This window comes from Halorubrum sp. SD612 (assembly GCF_002135005.1).
On the sequence record NZ_NEWI01000084.1, the window covers coordinates 1 to 13,052 of the forward strand.

15 protein-coding genes are annotated in these 13,052 nt (G+C 72.6%); 5 read left to right on the top strand and 10 right to left on the bottom strand.

Translation table 11 applies throughout. The annotated features are described in order from the left end of the window. The 3 genes from B9G38_RS10470 to B9G38_RS10480 all read right to left on the bottom strand — a co-directional run. Positions 1–1,182, bottom strand: a 1,182-nt coding sequence (locus B9G38_RS10470) for a mechanosensitive ion channel family protein (protein ID WP_143415411.1), incomplete at its 3' end; no start/stop codon positions are given. A 1-nt stretch (position 1,183) separates the two neighbouring features. Beyond that, complete coding sequence (locus B9G38_RS10475; protein ID WP_086220330.1) at positions 1,184–2,083, bottom strand: 16S ribosomal RNA methyltransferase A; 900 nt, start codon at positions 2,081–2,083, stop codon at positions 1,184–1,186. Positions 2,084–2,198: 115 nt separating this feature from the next. Further along, positions 2,199–2,849 (bottom strand): DUF655 domain-containing protein, encoded by a 651-nt coding sequence (locus B9G38_RS10480; RefSeq protein ID WP_086220331.1) that lies wholly within the window; start codon positions 2,847–2,849, stop codon positions 2,199–2,201. 102 nt (positions 2,850–2,951) lie between these two features. Here B9G38_RS10480 and B9G38_RS10485 point away from each other — a divergent pair, with 102 nt between their 5' ends. Both B9G38_RS10485 and B9G38_RS10490 read left to right on the top strand, forming a co-directional pair. Then, positions 2,952–3,752, top strand: coding sequence for a hypothetical protein (locus B9G38_RS10485; RefSeq protein WP_086220332.1), 801 nt, complete (start codon positions 2,952–2,954; stop codon positions 3,750–3,752). Further along, positions 3,713–4,453: a class I SAM-dependent methyltransferase gene (locus B9G38_RS10490; protein WP_086220339.1), complete on the top strand. Its 741-nt coding sequence runs from the start codon at positions 3,713–3,715 to the stop codon at positions 4,451–4,453. The genes B9G38_RS10485 and B9G38_RS10490 overlap by 40 nt, the downstream gene beginning before the upstream one ends. A 43-nt stretch (positions 4,454–4,496) precedes the next feature. Here B9G38_RS10490 and B9G38_RS10495 read toward each other — a convergent pair whose 3' ends face one another. The 3 genes from B9G38_RS10495 to B9G38_RS10505 form a co-directional block, all read right to left on the bottom strand. After that, positions 4,497–4,928: a universal stress protein gene (locus B9G38_RS10495; protein WP_086220333.1), complete on the bottom strand. Its 432-nt coding sequence runs from the start codon at positions 4,926–4,928 to the stop codon at positions 4,497–4,499. A gap of 73 nt (positions 4,929–5,001) precedes the next feature. Continuing rightward, positions 5,002–5,358: an RNA polymerase Rpb4 family protein gene (locus B9G38_RS10500; protein ID WP_086220334.1), complete on the bottom strand. Its 357-nt coding sequence runs from the start codon at positions 5,356–5,358 to the stop codon at positions 5,002–5,004. Position 5,359: 1 nt separating this feature from the next. Further along, positions 5,360–5,653: a 50S ribosomal protein L21e gene (locus B9G38_RS10505; protein ID WP_049930420.1), complete on the bottom strand. Its 294-nt coding sequence runs from the start codon at positions 5,651–5,653 to the stop codon at positions 5,360–5,362. A gap of 195 nt (positions 5,654–5,848) precedes the next feature. Here B9G38_RS10505 and mptA point away from each other — a divergent pair, with 195 nt between their 5' ends. Further along, positions 5,849–6,775, top strand: coding sequence for a GTP cyclohydrolase MptA (gene mptA / locus B9G38_RS10510; protein ID WP_086220335.1), 927 nt, complete (start codon positions 5,849–5,851; stop codon positions 6,773–6,775). Positions 6,776–6,815: 40 nt separating this feature from the next. On the opposite strand, the gene B9G38_RS10515 is transcribed toward mptA, so the two are convergent. From B9G38_RS10515 to B9G38_RS10525, 3 genes are all read right to left on the bottom strand, one after another. Beyond that, a complete protein-coding gene (locus B9G38_RS10515) occupies positions 6,816–7,622 on the bottom strand; it encodes a TrmB family transcriptional regulator (protein WP_049930418.1) in 807 nt (268 codons plus the stop codon). A 122-nt stretch (positions 7,623–7,744) separates the two neighbouring features. After that, positions 7,745–9,403, bottom strand: a complete 1,659-nt coding sequence (locus B9G38_RS10520; RefSeq protein ID WP_086220336.1) for a DUF255 domain-containing protein — start codon at positions 9,401–9,403, stop codon at positions 7,745–7,747. A gap of 189 nt (positions 9,404–9,592) precedes the next feature. Next, the gene (locus B9G38_RS10525; RefSeq protein ID WP_049930415.1) at positions 9,593–9,814 is read right to left on the bottom strand and encodes a hypothetical protein; all 222 of its coding nucleotides are present in this window, start codon (positions 9,812–9,814) and stop codon (positions 9,593–9,595) included. Between the two features lie 305 nt (positions 9,815–10,119). Here B9G38_RS10525 and B9G38_RS10530 point away from each other — a divergent pair, with 305 nt between their 5' ends. Both B9G38_RS10530 and B9G38_RS10535 read left to right on the top strand, forming a co-directional pair. Continuing rightward, a complete protein-coding gene (locus tag B9G38_RS10530; protein ID WP_086220337.1) occupies positions 10,120–11,241 on the top strand; it encodes an asparaginase in 1,122 nt (373 codons plus the stop codon). A gap of 107 nt (positions 11,242–11,348) precedes the next feature. Then, entirely contained in the window at positions 11,349–12,536 is a 1,188-nt protein-coding gene (locus B9G38_RS10535; protein ID WP_086220338.1) for a hypothetical protein, read from the top strand. A 30-nt stretch (positions 12,537–12,566) separates the two neighbouring features. Here the strand turns inward: B9G38_RS10535 and B9G38_RS10540 are convergent. Next, positions 12,567–13,052 (bottom strand): carbohydrate kinase family protein (locus B9G38_RS10540; RefSeq protein ID WP_233127189.1); only part of this gene is annotated, 486 nt, incomplete at its 5' end.

A 13,052-nucleotide genomic window follows, 5' to 3' on the forward strand; every position in this document is an offset into this window, starting at 1 on the left:
GTCGGCTCCCCCGGCGTCACCGCTCTGCGCGTTGTCCCCTTCCGCGTCGCCGTCGCCGGAGCTTTCGGACCCGCCGCGCGTCGCCGCCCGGCCCTCGACCGCCGCGTCCAACTGCGGCCCGGAGGCGTCCTCGGCGCGAGCGGAGAGCGTCTGCTGCGGGAACGGGATGACGATCCCCTCGTCCCCGAGCGCGCTCTTCATCGCGTTCATCGCGGCGGTCCGGGTCCGCCAGCGCTTCCGCATGCTCGGGTTGCGGATCCAGTAGCGCAGGCCGAGGACGACCGCGGAGTCGTCGAAGCGCTTCGTCACGGCGTTCGGCTCGGGCATCTCGGCGACGTCCTCGACGCCCGCGACCGCCTCCTCGACGACGGCGGCCGCGCGCTCCACGTCGGTGTCGTAATCGACGCCGACCTCGACCTCGATCCGCAGCCGGTTCCGCCGCGATCGGTCGACGATCGACCCCGACCGGACTTCGTCGTTCGGCATCGTGATCACCTCGCCGTCGAACGACCGGAGCCGTGTGCTCATGATCGATATCTCGGTGACGGTCCCCTCGTGGTCGCCGATCTCGACCCAGTCGCCGACCTCGAACGGCCGGGAGAACATCAGCACGAACCCGGCCAGTATCGCCCCGAGCGTCTGGCGGGCCGCCATGCCGACCACGATGCCGAGGAACCCCGCGCCGACGAGGAGGCTGCCGACGTTGTCGGTGAACAGCCCGACGACCGCGAGGACCGCCGACGTGTAGACGGTCAGCTGCGTGATTCGCAGGATCACCTCCTGCTGGTGTTGCGAGATCGACGCGCTCTCCGCACCGATCTCGCGGATGACGCCCCCGAGGAAGTCGGTGAGCGCGTACGCGATAGCCAAGAGGATCACGCTAAGGACGACGTTCGACACCTGATCGGCGCTGAGCGCCGACTGCGCCGTCTCGAAGAGCGCGCCGCTCCGGTCCCACACCGCGATCAGCGTGATCGCCCCCGCGGCGGTGGCGACGCCGACCCCCGCCGACAGCAGGAGCCGCTGGGTGGAGGAGAGGTCTCGGTCGCCGTGGCGCAGCCGTCGCGTGAGGTACCGGACGATCAGCACGGCGGCGACGATACCCGCGGAGGCGGCGAACCGCTCCGCGTTGCCCGTGAGCGCGCGCTGAACCGCCGCCACGAGGCCGATCCACCCGGTCATGTCACGCCCCCGTGGGCGAGCCGCGCTCGCGGGCCAGCTCCGCCAGCGCGGCGAACGCCGCCGGGTCCAGCTTCCCCGGGCGACTGCGCAACAGCTCCTCGTCGGCCGCGTCGACGACGGCCTCCGGCTCGTCGAGCCCGGAGATGTGCGCCGTGTTCCGCACCGCGTTCCGCACCGTCTTGCGCCGCTGGGTGAACAGCGCCTTCACGAACCGGAGGAAGAACGCCTCGTCGCCGACGACGTAGTCGGGGTCCCGCGGCGCACAGCGCACGACGGCGCTCTCGACGGCCGGCTGCGGGTCGAACGCCTCCTTCGGGACGCGCTCGACGATCTCCACGTCGGCGTAGTGCTGCGCCGACACCGAGAGGCGGCCGTACTCGGACTCGCCCGCCGACGCCACCATCCGGTCGGCGAACTCCGCCTGGAACATCAACACGAGCGGCTTCTTCTCGGGGAGCAGGCGGAAGGCGATCTCCGAGGAGACGCCGTACGGAAGGTTGGCGACGCAGGCCGAGAACGGCGGGAGGTCGACGTCGAGCGCGTCGCCCTCGACCACGTCGAGGAGGCCGTCGGCGACGGCGGCGGCGAACTCCTCGCGGAGGAAGTCGGCGAACGCCCCGTCGCGCTCGATCACGGTGACGCGGCCGGAGTCCGCGGTCCCGTCGGCCGTCGCCGCCGCCAGCAGGCGGTCCGTGAGCGCGCCCGCGCCGCCGCCGATCTCGAGGAGGTGACTCCCGTCGGCGTCGGCCGGGAGGTAGCCGGGGATCCGGTCGAGGACCCGGTCGTCGACGAGGAAGTGCTGGTCGCGGTCGGGGTCCGCCCGCGCGCCGGCCCGCCGCGCGAGCGCGTCGGGATCGCGGCTCCCGTAGCCGGCGGCTTCACCCGTCGGTGAGTCGGTCATGGCCGGGATACACGCGGTGTTCGGGTAAAAGTCTCGTTTCGGGGGCGTCGCGGCGGCGGATCGCGGCGACTCCCGGTCGTGCCCACGGTCGCGGGGGGCACGGGCCGCCCGTCGCTCACTCCTCGCGGCCGACGAACGTCCGGTACTTCAGGTCGTCCTCGCGGATCTCCTCGACGATCCGTTCGAGGATCACCTCTCGGGGACGGTGGAGCCCGGAGATGCGCTCCTCGACGTCGGCGAAGCTCTCGAACGGCCCGCGCTTCCGCTCGTCGAGCAGGTCGTTCCGCAGCTTCTTGCCGATCCCCGGCAGCAGATTCAGCTGGTGGAGCCGGAGGGTGATCGGGCCCGCCTCGTTGTAGAAGTCGACGAACCGCTCCTCGTCGGCCTCGACGATCGCCTCGGCCGCGTACTCGATCTCCGCGGCCGCGTTCCGGGTGAGGCCGTCGAAGGAGACCTCTCGGTAGCGGCCGACGTTGGGCCCGTCCAGCCCGAGCCGGTCGCCGACGGAGACGTCCGCGCCGGCGGCGAGCATCAGCTCGTACAGCGCGAACGAGTCGTCGCCGAGCCCGTACGCCACCGGCGACTTGCGGGACTGCGGGCGGTCGTCGTCGGGACGCCCGTTCGGCAGCACGTCGAGGAGGACGGCGGTCGGTCCGTCCCCGCCGTCGCCGGCGGCGTCTTCGTCCGGCGTCTCCCCGGCGTCCGCGGCGGCGTCGCCGCCCGTTCGGTCGTCCTCCGGCGTCCCGTCGCCGTCGGCGTTGTCCATGTATCGTTTAACGCTCCGAGCGGTGAAAAAACCGCTGCCGGGGCCGCGGCGACGGCGGCCGCCGCCGGGCGGATTCAATAGCGTCGAGTGACACGTAATACCATGGCAGAACCGGAGCCGGCGGCGGTGATGCGACTCGTCGAGGCGTTCCCGGGGGCGACCGCCGGGGCGGGCGGAACGGATCGCGGCGGAGCGAGCGGAGCGGAGGACGCGGCACGGGTCGACGAGTTCCTCGACGGCGCGTACGGCGCGCTGACGCGGGACTGGTACCCCGAGCTCCGCCGCCGAGCCGCGGCGCACGCGGACGGCGACTGCCTCCGCGAGCGCGTGCTCGAACACGTCGAGGCGGTGCCGTCGTTCCGTCTCTCCGACGGGGCGACGCCCCTGACGGAGCGGCGAGAGGCGCTCGTGGAGGCGGCGGCGCTGCGCGACGAGGTCCGCGAGATAGCGGAGTGGTACGGCACGCTCCGGACGCGGCTGGAAGGGGACCGAGCGTCGCTGACGCGCGGCGAGCGGCTGCTCCACGACTTCGGATACGCGCTCGCGCACGTCCTGTTCCTCGGCGCGTCGTCGCCGAGCGCGGTCTTCCGGCGACTCCGGCTGGCGTACCGCTCCGTCGGCGTGCGGATCGACGAGACCGCGTCCGAGGCGGGCATCGAGGAGACGACGTTCACCTGCCCGTACCGGAGCGTCGCCGCCGGGACGTGCGGCGACCGGTGGGTCTGTCACGAGAAGCTGGACCGCGTCGACGACGGGTACGTGTCGTACCTGGCCGAGCGGGGGATCGCCTACCAGCGGCCGCGGGGCTGTACGGACTCGGAGCGGTGTCGCTCGACGGTCGCGCGCGACGGGCCGGCGCGGTGGTGGCCGAAGACCCCGCCGGCGGCCGTCGGCGTCGACTAGTGACCCGGGACCGTGACGGCGACTCCGTGGTGGCCGGCGATCCGGAAACGGATCCGCGTCGACTGCGTCGGATCCGCCGCGGCTACGACGCGTGGGCGCGGGTCTACGACTGGTTCGCGCGAGCTACGGCGTCCGTCGGCGGCGTCCGGGCCGCCTGCGTCCGCGCGCTCGACCTCGCCCCCGGCGACACGGTCGTCGAGTTCGGCTGCGGGCCGGGAGTGAACCTCCCCGCGCTCCGCGACGCGGTGGGGCCGAGCGGGCGCGTCGTCGGCGTCGACATCTCGCCGCGGATGCTCGACCGCGCGGCCGGGCTCGTCGAGCGGCACGACTGGGGGAACGTCTCGCTCGTCGAGGGCGACGCCGAGCGACCGCCCGTCGCGGCCGCCGCCGGCGTCCTCGCGACGTTCGTCACGTCGCTGTTCGCCGATCCGTACCGGGTCGTGAGCCGCTGGTGCGACCTCGCGGACGCCGTCGTCGTCGCGGCGTTTGTCCCGGAGGGGAACGGAGCGGCGAACGCCGCGCTCCGGGCGTTCGTGGCGGTGAACGGTCGCCTCTTCGACGCGCGGGGCGACGACCCGCTCGGCAGGCTCGCGGAGCGCACCGCCGCCGCGCGTCGCGCACTCGACGACGGCGCCGCGGTCCGGGAGCGCGATCAGCGGCTCTTCGGGACGATCGCCGTTGAGACCGGCCGGAACCGGTGACGTACGGGGGCCGACGACGCGGGGCGGGGGCGGCCGCGCGTGCTCACTCGGAGACCGGGACGGAGACGACCGTCGCGTCGGCGTTCCGGATGACGCGCTCGGTCGTGCTCCCGAGCAGGTCGCCGGCCGCCGCGTCGAGGCCGCGTTTGCCCATCACGACGGCGTCCGCGTCGACGGCGTCGGCGTACGCCGCGATCTCGTGGGCCGGGACGCCGGACTCGACCGCGGTCTCGCTGTCGATGCCGGCGTCCGCGACGGCCGTCGCGACCCGGTCGACCGCCGCTTCCAGCTCGTCGCGGCGCTCGGGGTCGTCGTCGAACTTCTCCGGCTTGCCGGACCGGTCGTACATCGGGATCTCTTCGACGACGCCGAGGACGTGTACCGTCCCGTCGGCCGCCGTGACGTCGATCGCGTCGTCGACCGCGTCGAGGGCGGCGACGCCCTCGCCGGTCGGAACGAGGGTGGTCTGGTACATGCGGCTCGACATACGGGCGGAAATCTGAAAAAACGTGGCGACGGACCCCCGCCGGGCCGGAAGAATCTCGCGGTCAGGCGTACTTCGCGACGACGTCGAGGATCTCGTCGAGCTCCTCGCCGTCGAGCGAGTAGCGCTCTTGGGCGAACACCGAGCGGAGCTCCGTGCGGTCCTCCGGGAGCAGGTCGGCGATTTTTACGGCGGTCGGCACGTCGACCTGGTCGAGGTCGGTCAGCTCCTCGACGAGCTCGCGGGACTCGTCGGCGTCGAGGTCCGCGAAGCGGTTGACGTGTTCGATCGCGCGGGCCAGCTCGTAGCGGAGATCGCGGTCCTCGTCGGCCGCGCGCTCGTCTTCGATCTCCACGAGGATCTCCTTCGCCTCGGAGGTGGTGACGTACTCCTCGTCGAGCTTCTCTTTGAAGATCGTCATCTCAGTTCTGCTGCGCCCGCATGTGAGCGGCGGTGACGATGAGCGTCTTCGTCTTGCCGCCGTCCGGAATCTCGACTTTGAACGCCGACCCCTGCTTGCCGATGACGGTGCCCGTCCGGCCGTCGAAGCGCGGGTGGAAGCGCCCCTTGGGGACGCTCGGGTCGATCTTGAGGTGGACCTGCGACCCCTCCTCGAACTCCTGGATCGCTCGCTGCGGCGGGGAGGTGCCGCGGTTGCGGGGCTTGTTCGAGAGCTTGTCGCGAGTCGCCTTCTGCGGCCCATTGGAACTCGGCATGGTCTTGGAACACCTTCCGCTGCCGCCGTTATAAATCGTGCGTTACGGCCCGCGGGGCGTGGAGGTCTCACACGCGCGGATCGGCGGTGCCCCTCACGTTTCGCGTCGTGCGCGGCCGGGACGCACGCGCGCGACTACCCGACGTACCTCCCCCTTCCGAAAGGGCTAATCCCGAGAGTCCCTATCATGTTCGTAATGAGTCATCAGCTGCCGGACGTACAGGCCTCGGCCCCCGACGTCACCGTCGGGCTGTCGCAGGTCGGGGTCACCGGCGTGGAGAAGCTCGTGAAGCTGGCGCGCGGTGACAAGCGACCCATCGTCCTCATGGCGGAGTTCGAGGTGTTCGTCGACCTCCCGAGCGGTCGCAAGGGGATCGACATGTCGCGGAACCTCGCGACGGTCGACGAGATCCTCGAAGACATCACCCGCGAGGAGGCGTACCGCGTCGAGGACGTCTGCGGCGACGCCGCCGAGCGACTCCTCGAGAAACACGACTACACCACCACCGCCGAGGTGTCGATGACGGCGGAGCTCGTCACCCGCGAGAACACGCCCGCCTCCGACATCGAGACGCAGAGTACGGCGACGATCGTCGCCAGCGCCGAGGCGACCGAGGACGGCACGCGCGAGGAGATCGGCGCCGAAGTGACGGGGATGACCGTCTGCCCCTGCTCGCAGGGGATGAGCGAGTCGCGGGCCCGCGACAAGCTCGCCGAACTCGGCATCGACGAGGAGACGACCGAGGAGTTCTTGGACGCCGTCCCGCAGCCGGGCCACTCCCAGCGCGGCCACGCGACCCTGACGATCACGACCGACGGCCACCCCGACGTCGACCTCCGCGACGTGATCGACGTCGCCCGGGACTCGATGAGCGCGCGCATCTACAACATGGCGAAGCGGCCCGACGAGGACCACATGACCTACGAGGCCCACGCCGACGCGAAGTTCGTCGAGGACTGCGTCCGCGCGCTCGCCGAGGGCACCGTCGAGGAGTTCCCGCACCTCTCGGACGACGCCGTGATCCGCATGAAACAGCCGAACGACGAGTCGATCCACCAGCACAACGCCCACGCCGAACGCGAGGTCAGACTAGGCGACCTGCGCGGCGAACTCGGCCGGTAAGCGTCTCGCACCGCGCGCCGCGTCCCGTCTCGGTGTCAGCTCACCCGAACGTCAGCGGCTCCGCCTCCGCCCACCGCGGCTCGAACTGCTCTTTCACGCTCGTCGCGAAGTCGATGTCCTTCACGTCGATCATCGCGAACGGCTCGTCCGCCGACAGGGGGTGTGGCACCTCGATGCACACCTCGATCTCGTCGAACACGTTGAACGTCCCGTCCACGTTCGGCGACGTCCGGACCTCGAACCCGTCCATGTCGGCGAGTTCGGAGGTGTATCGGCTGCCAACGCTCCGCGGGAGCTCGTCGACCGTCGCCGGCGACAGCAGCACCCGGATCTCCACGCCGCGTTCGAGCGCGGACTCCAGCTCGGCGGTGACGCGCTCGCCGATCGTGCCGAGGTCGAAGCCAGTCGCCGGCGCGCCCGCGACCACGACCACCCTGCGCTCCGCGGCGGCGATCCGCTCCAAGAGGAGGTCCGTCGCCTCCTCGGCGCCGACCGCCGCGGTCCAGAACTGGCCGTCGACCGGCTCGCCGGCGTCGAGCTCGGCGGAGAGGTCGTCGACCACCGACTCGTACTGCTCGGCCTGCGTCCGCAGCTCCTGTTTCTTCTCGTCGAGCAGGCGGTCCAGCGCGGCGTCGGGCTCGACCGCGACGTACTTCTTCGGTCGGCTGGCGGCCTGACTGCGGACGAGGCTGTGCTGCTCTAAGCTGTTGAGCACGTCGTATATCCGCCCCATCGGGACCTCGCTGGCCCGAGAGAGGTCCTTCGCCGTCGTCGGACCGGTCCGGAGGAGCGCGCGGTACGCCCGGGCCTCGTACTCTGAGAGCCCTAGGTCGCGGAGAGATGCCATACCCGGGGATGCCGCGGCACCCGTATAAACGCGTCGCCCGTTTACGATCCGGACCGACCGATCGGGCGTCCTCGCCGCCACCGGCGCGACGCGGCGATTTTTCCCCGGCGTATCGGCGCGGCTTACGCTAGGACGTCGCCGACGCGACGCATCAACTCGTCGGGCGTTTCCGCCGGCTCGGAGGTCTCGTCGCCCGCGAGGACGACCGCGGTTCCTTCCGGCACCGTCCGCGGCGCGGGCGCGTCGGCCTCGTGTGCGTTCGGTGCGATCACCTTCTCGTGGTCGGCGACCCGCCACGCGGCGCGGTGGAGGTCGCTCCCGGGTTCGGTCCCGACCGCGATGACGGTCGTGCCGCGCCGGAGCCGGGCGGCGAGGCTCCCGTACGCGGCGACCTGAACGCTCAGGCGCTCGGTCGCGCCGGCGAACGCCTCGGCCGTCTCGCGGGCGACCTCGCGGTAGCGGTCCTCGCCGGTGAGCGCCGCGAGGTCAAGGAGCGCCGTCGCCATCTCGACGTTGGCGTCGAGCGGGCGGAACGACCGGTCGAGCAGTCCCGCCCCCGAGCGCGGCCCGTCGACGAACGACCCCTCGACGTGGAGCCGGTCGATCGCTCGGTCCGCGACCGCGCAGGCCACGTCGGCCCCCTCGCCGCGGACGCCGGCAGCGCGGACGTACGCCCCGACCACGCGGGTGGCGTCCTCCAACAGGTCGGACTCGCCGGCCTCGTCGCTGCCGCGGTAGTGGGTGACCGCGCCGCTGTCGGCGTCGATCAGGTCGCGTTCGAGCCCGTCGAGGATCCGGTCGGCGTACCCGCGGGCGCCCTCGTCGTCGGTGTAGGCGGCGACCGCGAGCAGCGCGTCGGCGGCGAGCGCGTTGCCGCCGGCGAAGACGGTCAGGTCGCGGCGCGGCTCGTCTAAGTCCGCCCTGTCCTCGGCGGGGGCGGCGTAGTAGGCGCGGCCGAGCCCGGGACCGAGGCTGCCGCCGACGCCGTAGCCGGTCCAGAGCTCGTCGGTGAGGAAGTCCACGGCGTCGAGCGCTGGGTCGAGGTACGCCTCGTCGCCGGTGTAGAGGAAGGCGTTCGCGAACGCGCGGGTCACGGCGGCGTTCGTGTCGAGCGGCTTCTCGTAGGCGACGTCCCCCCAGTCGGACGTCCCCGCGTAGCGGAAGAATCCGCCGTCGACGTCGTCGGTGAGGTGGTCGCGGACCGCGTCGAGCGTCCGGAGCGCGCGGTTCCGGTCCCGCTTCAGCGCGAACTCGACGGTCCGCGGGAGCGGGAACTTCGCGTCTGTCCCCCAGCCGGCGTTCTCGGCGTCGTACTTCGCCTCTAGCTGCCCGGCGAGGTGGCTCTCTATCCCGTCGGTCACGTCGCCGCGGGGCGGCAGGTCGGCGTCGAGCGCTCGGGGGACGCGCCCCGCGTCGCGGCCCTTGTCGGTCCACATCTGTCGGACCGATTCGAGGACCTGCCGCATCCCGTCGACGTCGAGGTAGCCCGCGCCGGTCAGCAGTCTCCCCTCGGGCGTGAGGAAGGCGGTCGTCGGGAACCCGCCCATGTTGTAGCGCTCGCGCACCCGCGGGTGGCGATCGACGTCGACGCGGAGGGGGACGAACCCCTCGTTGACGTTGGCAGCGATCCGCGGCTCCGCGTAGGTGATCGCGTCCATCTCGTGACAGCCCTCGCACCAGGTGGCCGACAGCGAGAGCAGCACCGGGCGGTCGCGCTCGTCGGCCTCGGCGAACGCCTCGGGGCCCCAGTCGCGCCACTCGACGCGGGTCTCGTCGCTCATACCCGCAGTCGGCCCGGGACGGGGGTAAGCGCTTCGAGAGCGGAACGGCGCGGCCCGAAAGCGCGCGGGGGCGGCCGGGAGGAGGGCTCGGAGATAGGAGAACGGCCCGGAGGAGGGCGGGAGGGCGCGGCGTCGGTGTCCACGCGACGCCTCGGCGGTCGGCGAGCGGTCGAGTCGGCGGCGGCGGTCTCAGCGCTTGTGGTCGTGACCGAGCGCGAGCGCGAGGGCGTTCGCGAACAGCAGGGCGACGAACAGCTGCCCGGTGCCGCCGTCGAGGCCCGCGTACAGGAGGGCGGGGTACGCGGCCGGGATGGCGATGGCCGCCCAGAAGGCGGCGGCTTTCACGGTGCCGGTCATCAGCCCGGCGAGCCGTTCGCCGGAGGCGATCTGCGTGGGAGCGGGGGTTGACATGGACACCTCTCCGTAGGAAGGGGGACCACATATAGCCCGACGAGGGTTCGACGAATTTCACCACGTTTCTCGGTCGGTTTGGACGTTTTAAAACCCGCTCAGAGATATTTTAACTGTTTATCGGCTCCGCTAATCCTTTGTTTCGAGATCTGTGCCGAACCGAGGGTTTCGGAGCGTCTGGGCCCGCGGAGCAGTCCGACCGCCGCGAGCCGCCGGTAGTCGACCCCGGTCGCGGTCCGGCGCGCGCCGAGCCGAGCGCCTGCCGCGGTACCAATCGCTTTGTCCGTCGGGGAGCGAGGACCGGTATGACCGAGACCGATCACCGCGACCGGCGCGGCGACTCGAACGGCCGGCGCGGCGGCACCGGAAGCGACCGAGAGCGACCCACGGCGCGAACCGACGGCGGTCGCCCGGGCGTGGCGGTGGTGGCCTGCGGCGGCACTATCGCCTCGGAACCGGGCGAGGACGGTGCGGCGCCGGAGAAGACCGGCGACGACCTCGTGGCGGCGGTGCCGGCCGTGAGCGACCACGCGCGGGTGACGGCCAGAGAGGTCTGCTCGCGGCCGGGGTTCGACGTCCGGTGGCGCGACGTGCTCGCGACCGCGGCGGCGGCGCGCGAGGCGGTGGGCGAAGGCCCGGACCGGACGGGCGTGAGCGCGGACGAGGCTGCTGACGGCGTCGTCGTCACCCACGGGACGGACACCCTGGCGGACACCGCGTTCGCGCTGGACCTCCTCACGGACCTCGACGCGCCGGTCGTCGTCATCGGCGCGCAGCGGCGGCTCGACGAGCCCTCCAGCGACGTACCGGCGAACCTCGCGCTCGCGGTTCGGGCGGCCGCGGACAGCCGGTTCTCGCGCGGCGTCCACGTCGCGTTCGACGACGAGCTCCACGCCGCCCGCGACGTCGTGAAGGGCCACAGCAACGCGCTGTCGACGATGACCTCGCCGGGAGCGGGCCCGGTCGCGACGTTCACTCGCGCCGCCTCGCGGCTCCTCCGCACCCCCGAGCGCGGCGTCTCGGTCGATCCCCTCGCAGACGCCGTCGAGGGTGCTGAGGACGTGCCCGAGGTCCCGGTGATCCACTCGGGCACCGGCGTCGGTGCGGGCGCGCTCGAACGCGCGCTCGACGCGGGGGTCGGCGGGATCGTCGTCGAGGGGACCGGTCTCGGGAACGTCACCGGGGCGCTCGGAGAGGCGATCGGCGAAGCGGTCGAGTCCGTGCCGGTCGTCGTGGCCGGGCGCCCGCCCGCCGGGCCGACGGAGCCGGTGTACGGGACCGCCGGCGGCGCCGTCACGCTCGCCGACCACGGCGTCACGTTCGCCGGCGACCTCCCGGCCCCGAAGGCGCGCGTCGCGCTCGCGCTCGGCCTCGCCGCCGACCCCGACGCCGAGGGGATCGAGGCGCTGTTCGCGCCGCCGGCGTAGGCCGGCCGGAACGCGTCCCGCGCTCCCGGACCAGCCGCGGACCGGTTGGTTAGACGCGCGTTTGCGTCTACAGGAGGGACTTACGTATCGACAGCGTACCGCGAGGTATGACTGGTCTCACGCGGCGAGCGGCCCTCCACGGCGTCGCCGTCGGAGGCGTCGCCGCGCTCGCGGGATGTACCGAGGCGGGCGACCCGATCCCGGGCGGAAACGGAACGGACGGCGGCGACCGACGCGACGGCGACGGTAACGCGAGCGACGGCGGGGACGGCGGCGACGGGGTGACGACGGCGGTTCAGCAGGTCGGCGCGGCCCTGTCCGGGCCGGCGTGGAACCGGAACGAGCGACGCGGGTTCTGCGCGCTGATCACCGAGGAGCACGGCGAGGGCGCGGGGCTGTTCGACGACGCGCCCGAACGGGTCCGCGCGTTCGTCGAGGAGACCGACTTCGCGGCGTCGAGGCTCTGCTACGTCGAGTCCGTCGGGCCGGACACCTGTCACGACGAGATCGCGTTCGGCGGGGTCGCGGTCGAGGACGGGACCCTCGTCGCGAACGCGACGGTTCAGGGGCCGGGGGGCGACGATGTCACCTGCGGCGAGGCGATCACCTACTCGGCCGCGCTGCTCCGGGTCACGAGCGATCCCCTCCCCCGGGCGGCGCGGCTCTCGGTCACCGACGGCTGGGGCGAGACCGGGACGGTGCGCGACGCCGACGGAATCCGCGACCCGGAGGGGCTCGCCGGGGAGATCCGACCCGACCACGGGCCGTCGAACGTCCCCGCCTCGTTCGACTGCGACGCGGAGGGGGCCGAGCGTCACCCACAGCTCTACGAGGACGGCGTCAACTGGGGCGGCGCGGGCGAGGTCGGCACCGGCGCCGGCGGCGACGGTCCGCTCGCGCTCCGCGTTGTGATCCCCGACGACGACGCCCCCGGGTCCGATCCGCTCGCGATCGGCCGCGGGACTGCGTTCCGGATCGAACTGACGAACGTCTCCGGTCGCACGGCGTACGTCGGTAGTCGCGGGCAGTACAACCTGGAGATCCTGACTGAGGCGGGCTGGACCGAGCTCCGCGCGACGGAGGGCGACCCCGCCGTCGGCTACGACGACGTGGCGATCGGCGTCCCGCCCGGGGGGACGCTGACGTGGGAGTTCGAGATGAGCGAGTCCGGGCTCGTCGGGGACGGGCCGCAGGCGGACGCGTTCCGGGTCTGTCCGGACCTCGTTCCCGGCCGGTATCGGTTCGTCTTCTTCGGCGCCGACGACCTCGCCGTCGCGTTCGACTACGAGGACTGACGCGGCGGCCCGGCGTCAAACCGCGGCGTCTCAGCCGCGGACCTCGATGAGGAGGTCAGTCTCGGGCGACTCGCCCATCCGGTCCCGCACGCGGTCCCACGAGAGGTCCGTGCGCGCGGTCACCGACTCGGTCGCGACCGCGCCGCAGGCGTTGCCGACCAGGATCGGGACCTGGTAGTCGCGCGGGTCGTGCGAGAACCCGTCGCCGGTGAGCTCCGGCTCGCGCAGCGCGGCCGCGAGGAACCCGGCCGCGAAGGCGTCGCCGGCGCCGGTCGTGTCGACCGGGTCGACGTCGAACCCGGGGTGCGAGACGCTGCCGTGCGGCGTCCGCACCGTCGCGCCCTCGTCGCCGAGCTTGATCGCGACGACGCGGTCCTCCGGCTCCCACGGATCGACGTCCGTGGCCGCCGCGAGCGCGTCGGCCTCCCGGTCGTTCACGAAGAGCACGTCGCTCGCGTGGAGCGCGGCGTCGAACTCGCGGTCCGCGACGCGGCGCCCGGGGTCGAAGCTCCGCGT

Bases quoted from the DNA above. Each gene is read 5' to 3' on its own strand.
- B9G38_RS10530 (WP_086220337.1), top strand. From the start codon at position 10,120: ATGACCGAGACCGATCACCGCGACCGGCGCGGCGACTCGAACGGCCGG.
- B9G38_RS10480 (WP_086220331.1), bottom strand. From the start codon at position 2,849: ATGGACAACGCCGACGGCGACGGGACGCCGGAGGACGACCGAACGGGC.
- B9G38_RS10535 (WP_086220338.1), top strand. From the start codon at position 11,349: ATGACTGGTCTCACGCGGCGAGCGGCCCTCCACGGCGTCGCCGTCGGA.
- B9G38_RS10475 (WP_086220330.1), bottom strand. From the start codon at position 2,083: ATGACCGACTCACCGACGGGTGAAGCCGCCGGCTACGGGAGCCGCGAT.
- B9G38_RS10495 (WP_086220333.1), bottom strand. From the start codon at position 4,928: ATGTACCAGACCACCCTCGTTCCGACCGGCGAGGGCGTCGCCGCCCTC.
- B9G38_RS10500 (WP_086220334.1), bottom strand. From the start codon at position 5,358: ATGACGATCTTCAAAGAGAAGCTCGACGAGGAGTACGTCACCACCTCC.
- B9G38_RS10515 (WP_049930418.1), bottom strand. From the start codon at position 7,622: ATGGCATCTCTCCGCGACCTAGGGCTCTCAGAGTACGAGGCCCGGGCG.
- B9G38_RS10485 (WP_086220332.1), top strand. From the start codon at position 2,952: ATGGCAGAACCGGAGCCGGCGGCGGTGATGCGACTCGTCGAGGCGTTC.
- B9G38_RS10505 (WP_049930420.1), bottom strand. From the start codon at position 5,653: ATGCCGAGTTCCAATGGGCCGCAGAAGGCGACTCGCGACAAGCTCTCG.
- mptA (WP_086220335.1), top strand. From the start codon at position 5,849: ATGAGTCATCAGCTGCCGGACGTACAGGCCTCGGCCCCCGACGTCACC.
- B9G38_RS10520 (WP_086220336.1), bottom strand. From the start codon at position 9,403: ATGAGCGACGAGACCCGCGTCGAGTGGCGCGACTGGGGCCCCGAGGCG.
- B9G38_RS10525 (WP_049930415.1), bottom strand. From the start codon at position 9,814: ATGTCAACCCCCGCTCCCACGCAGATCGCCTCCGGCGAACGGCTCGCC.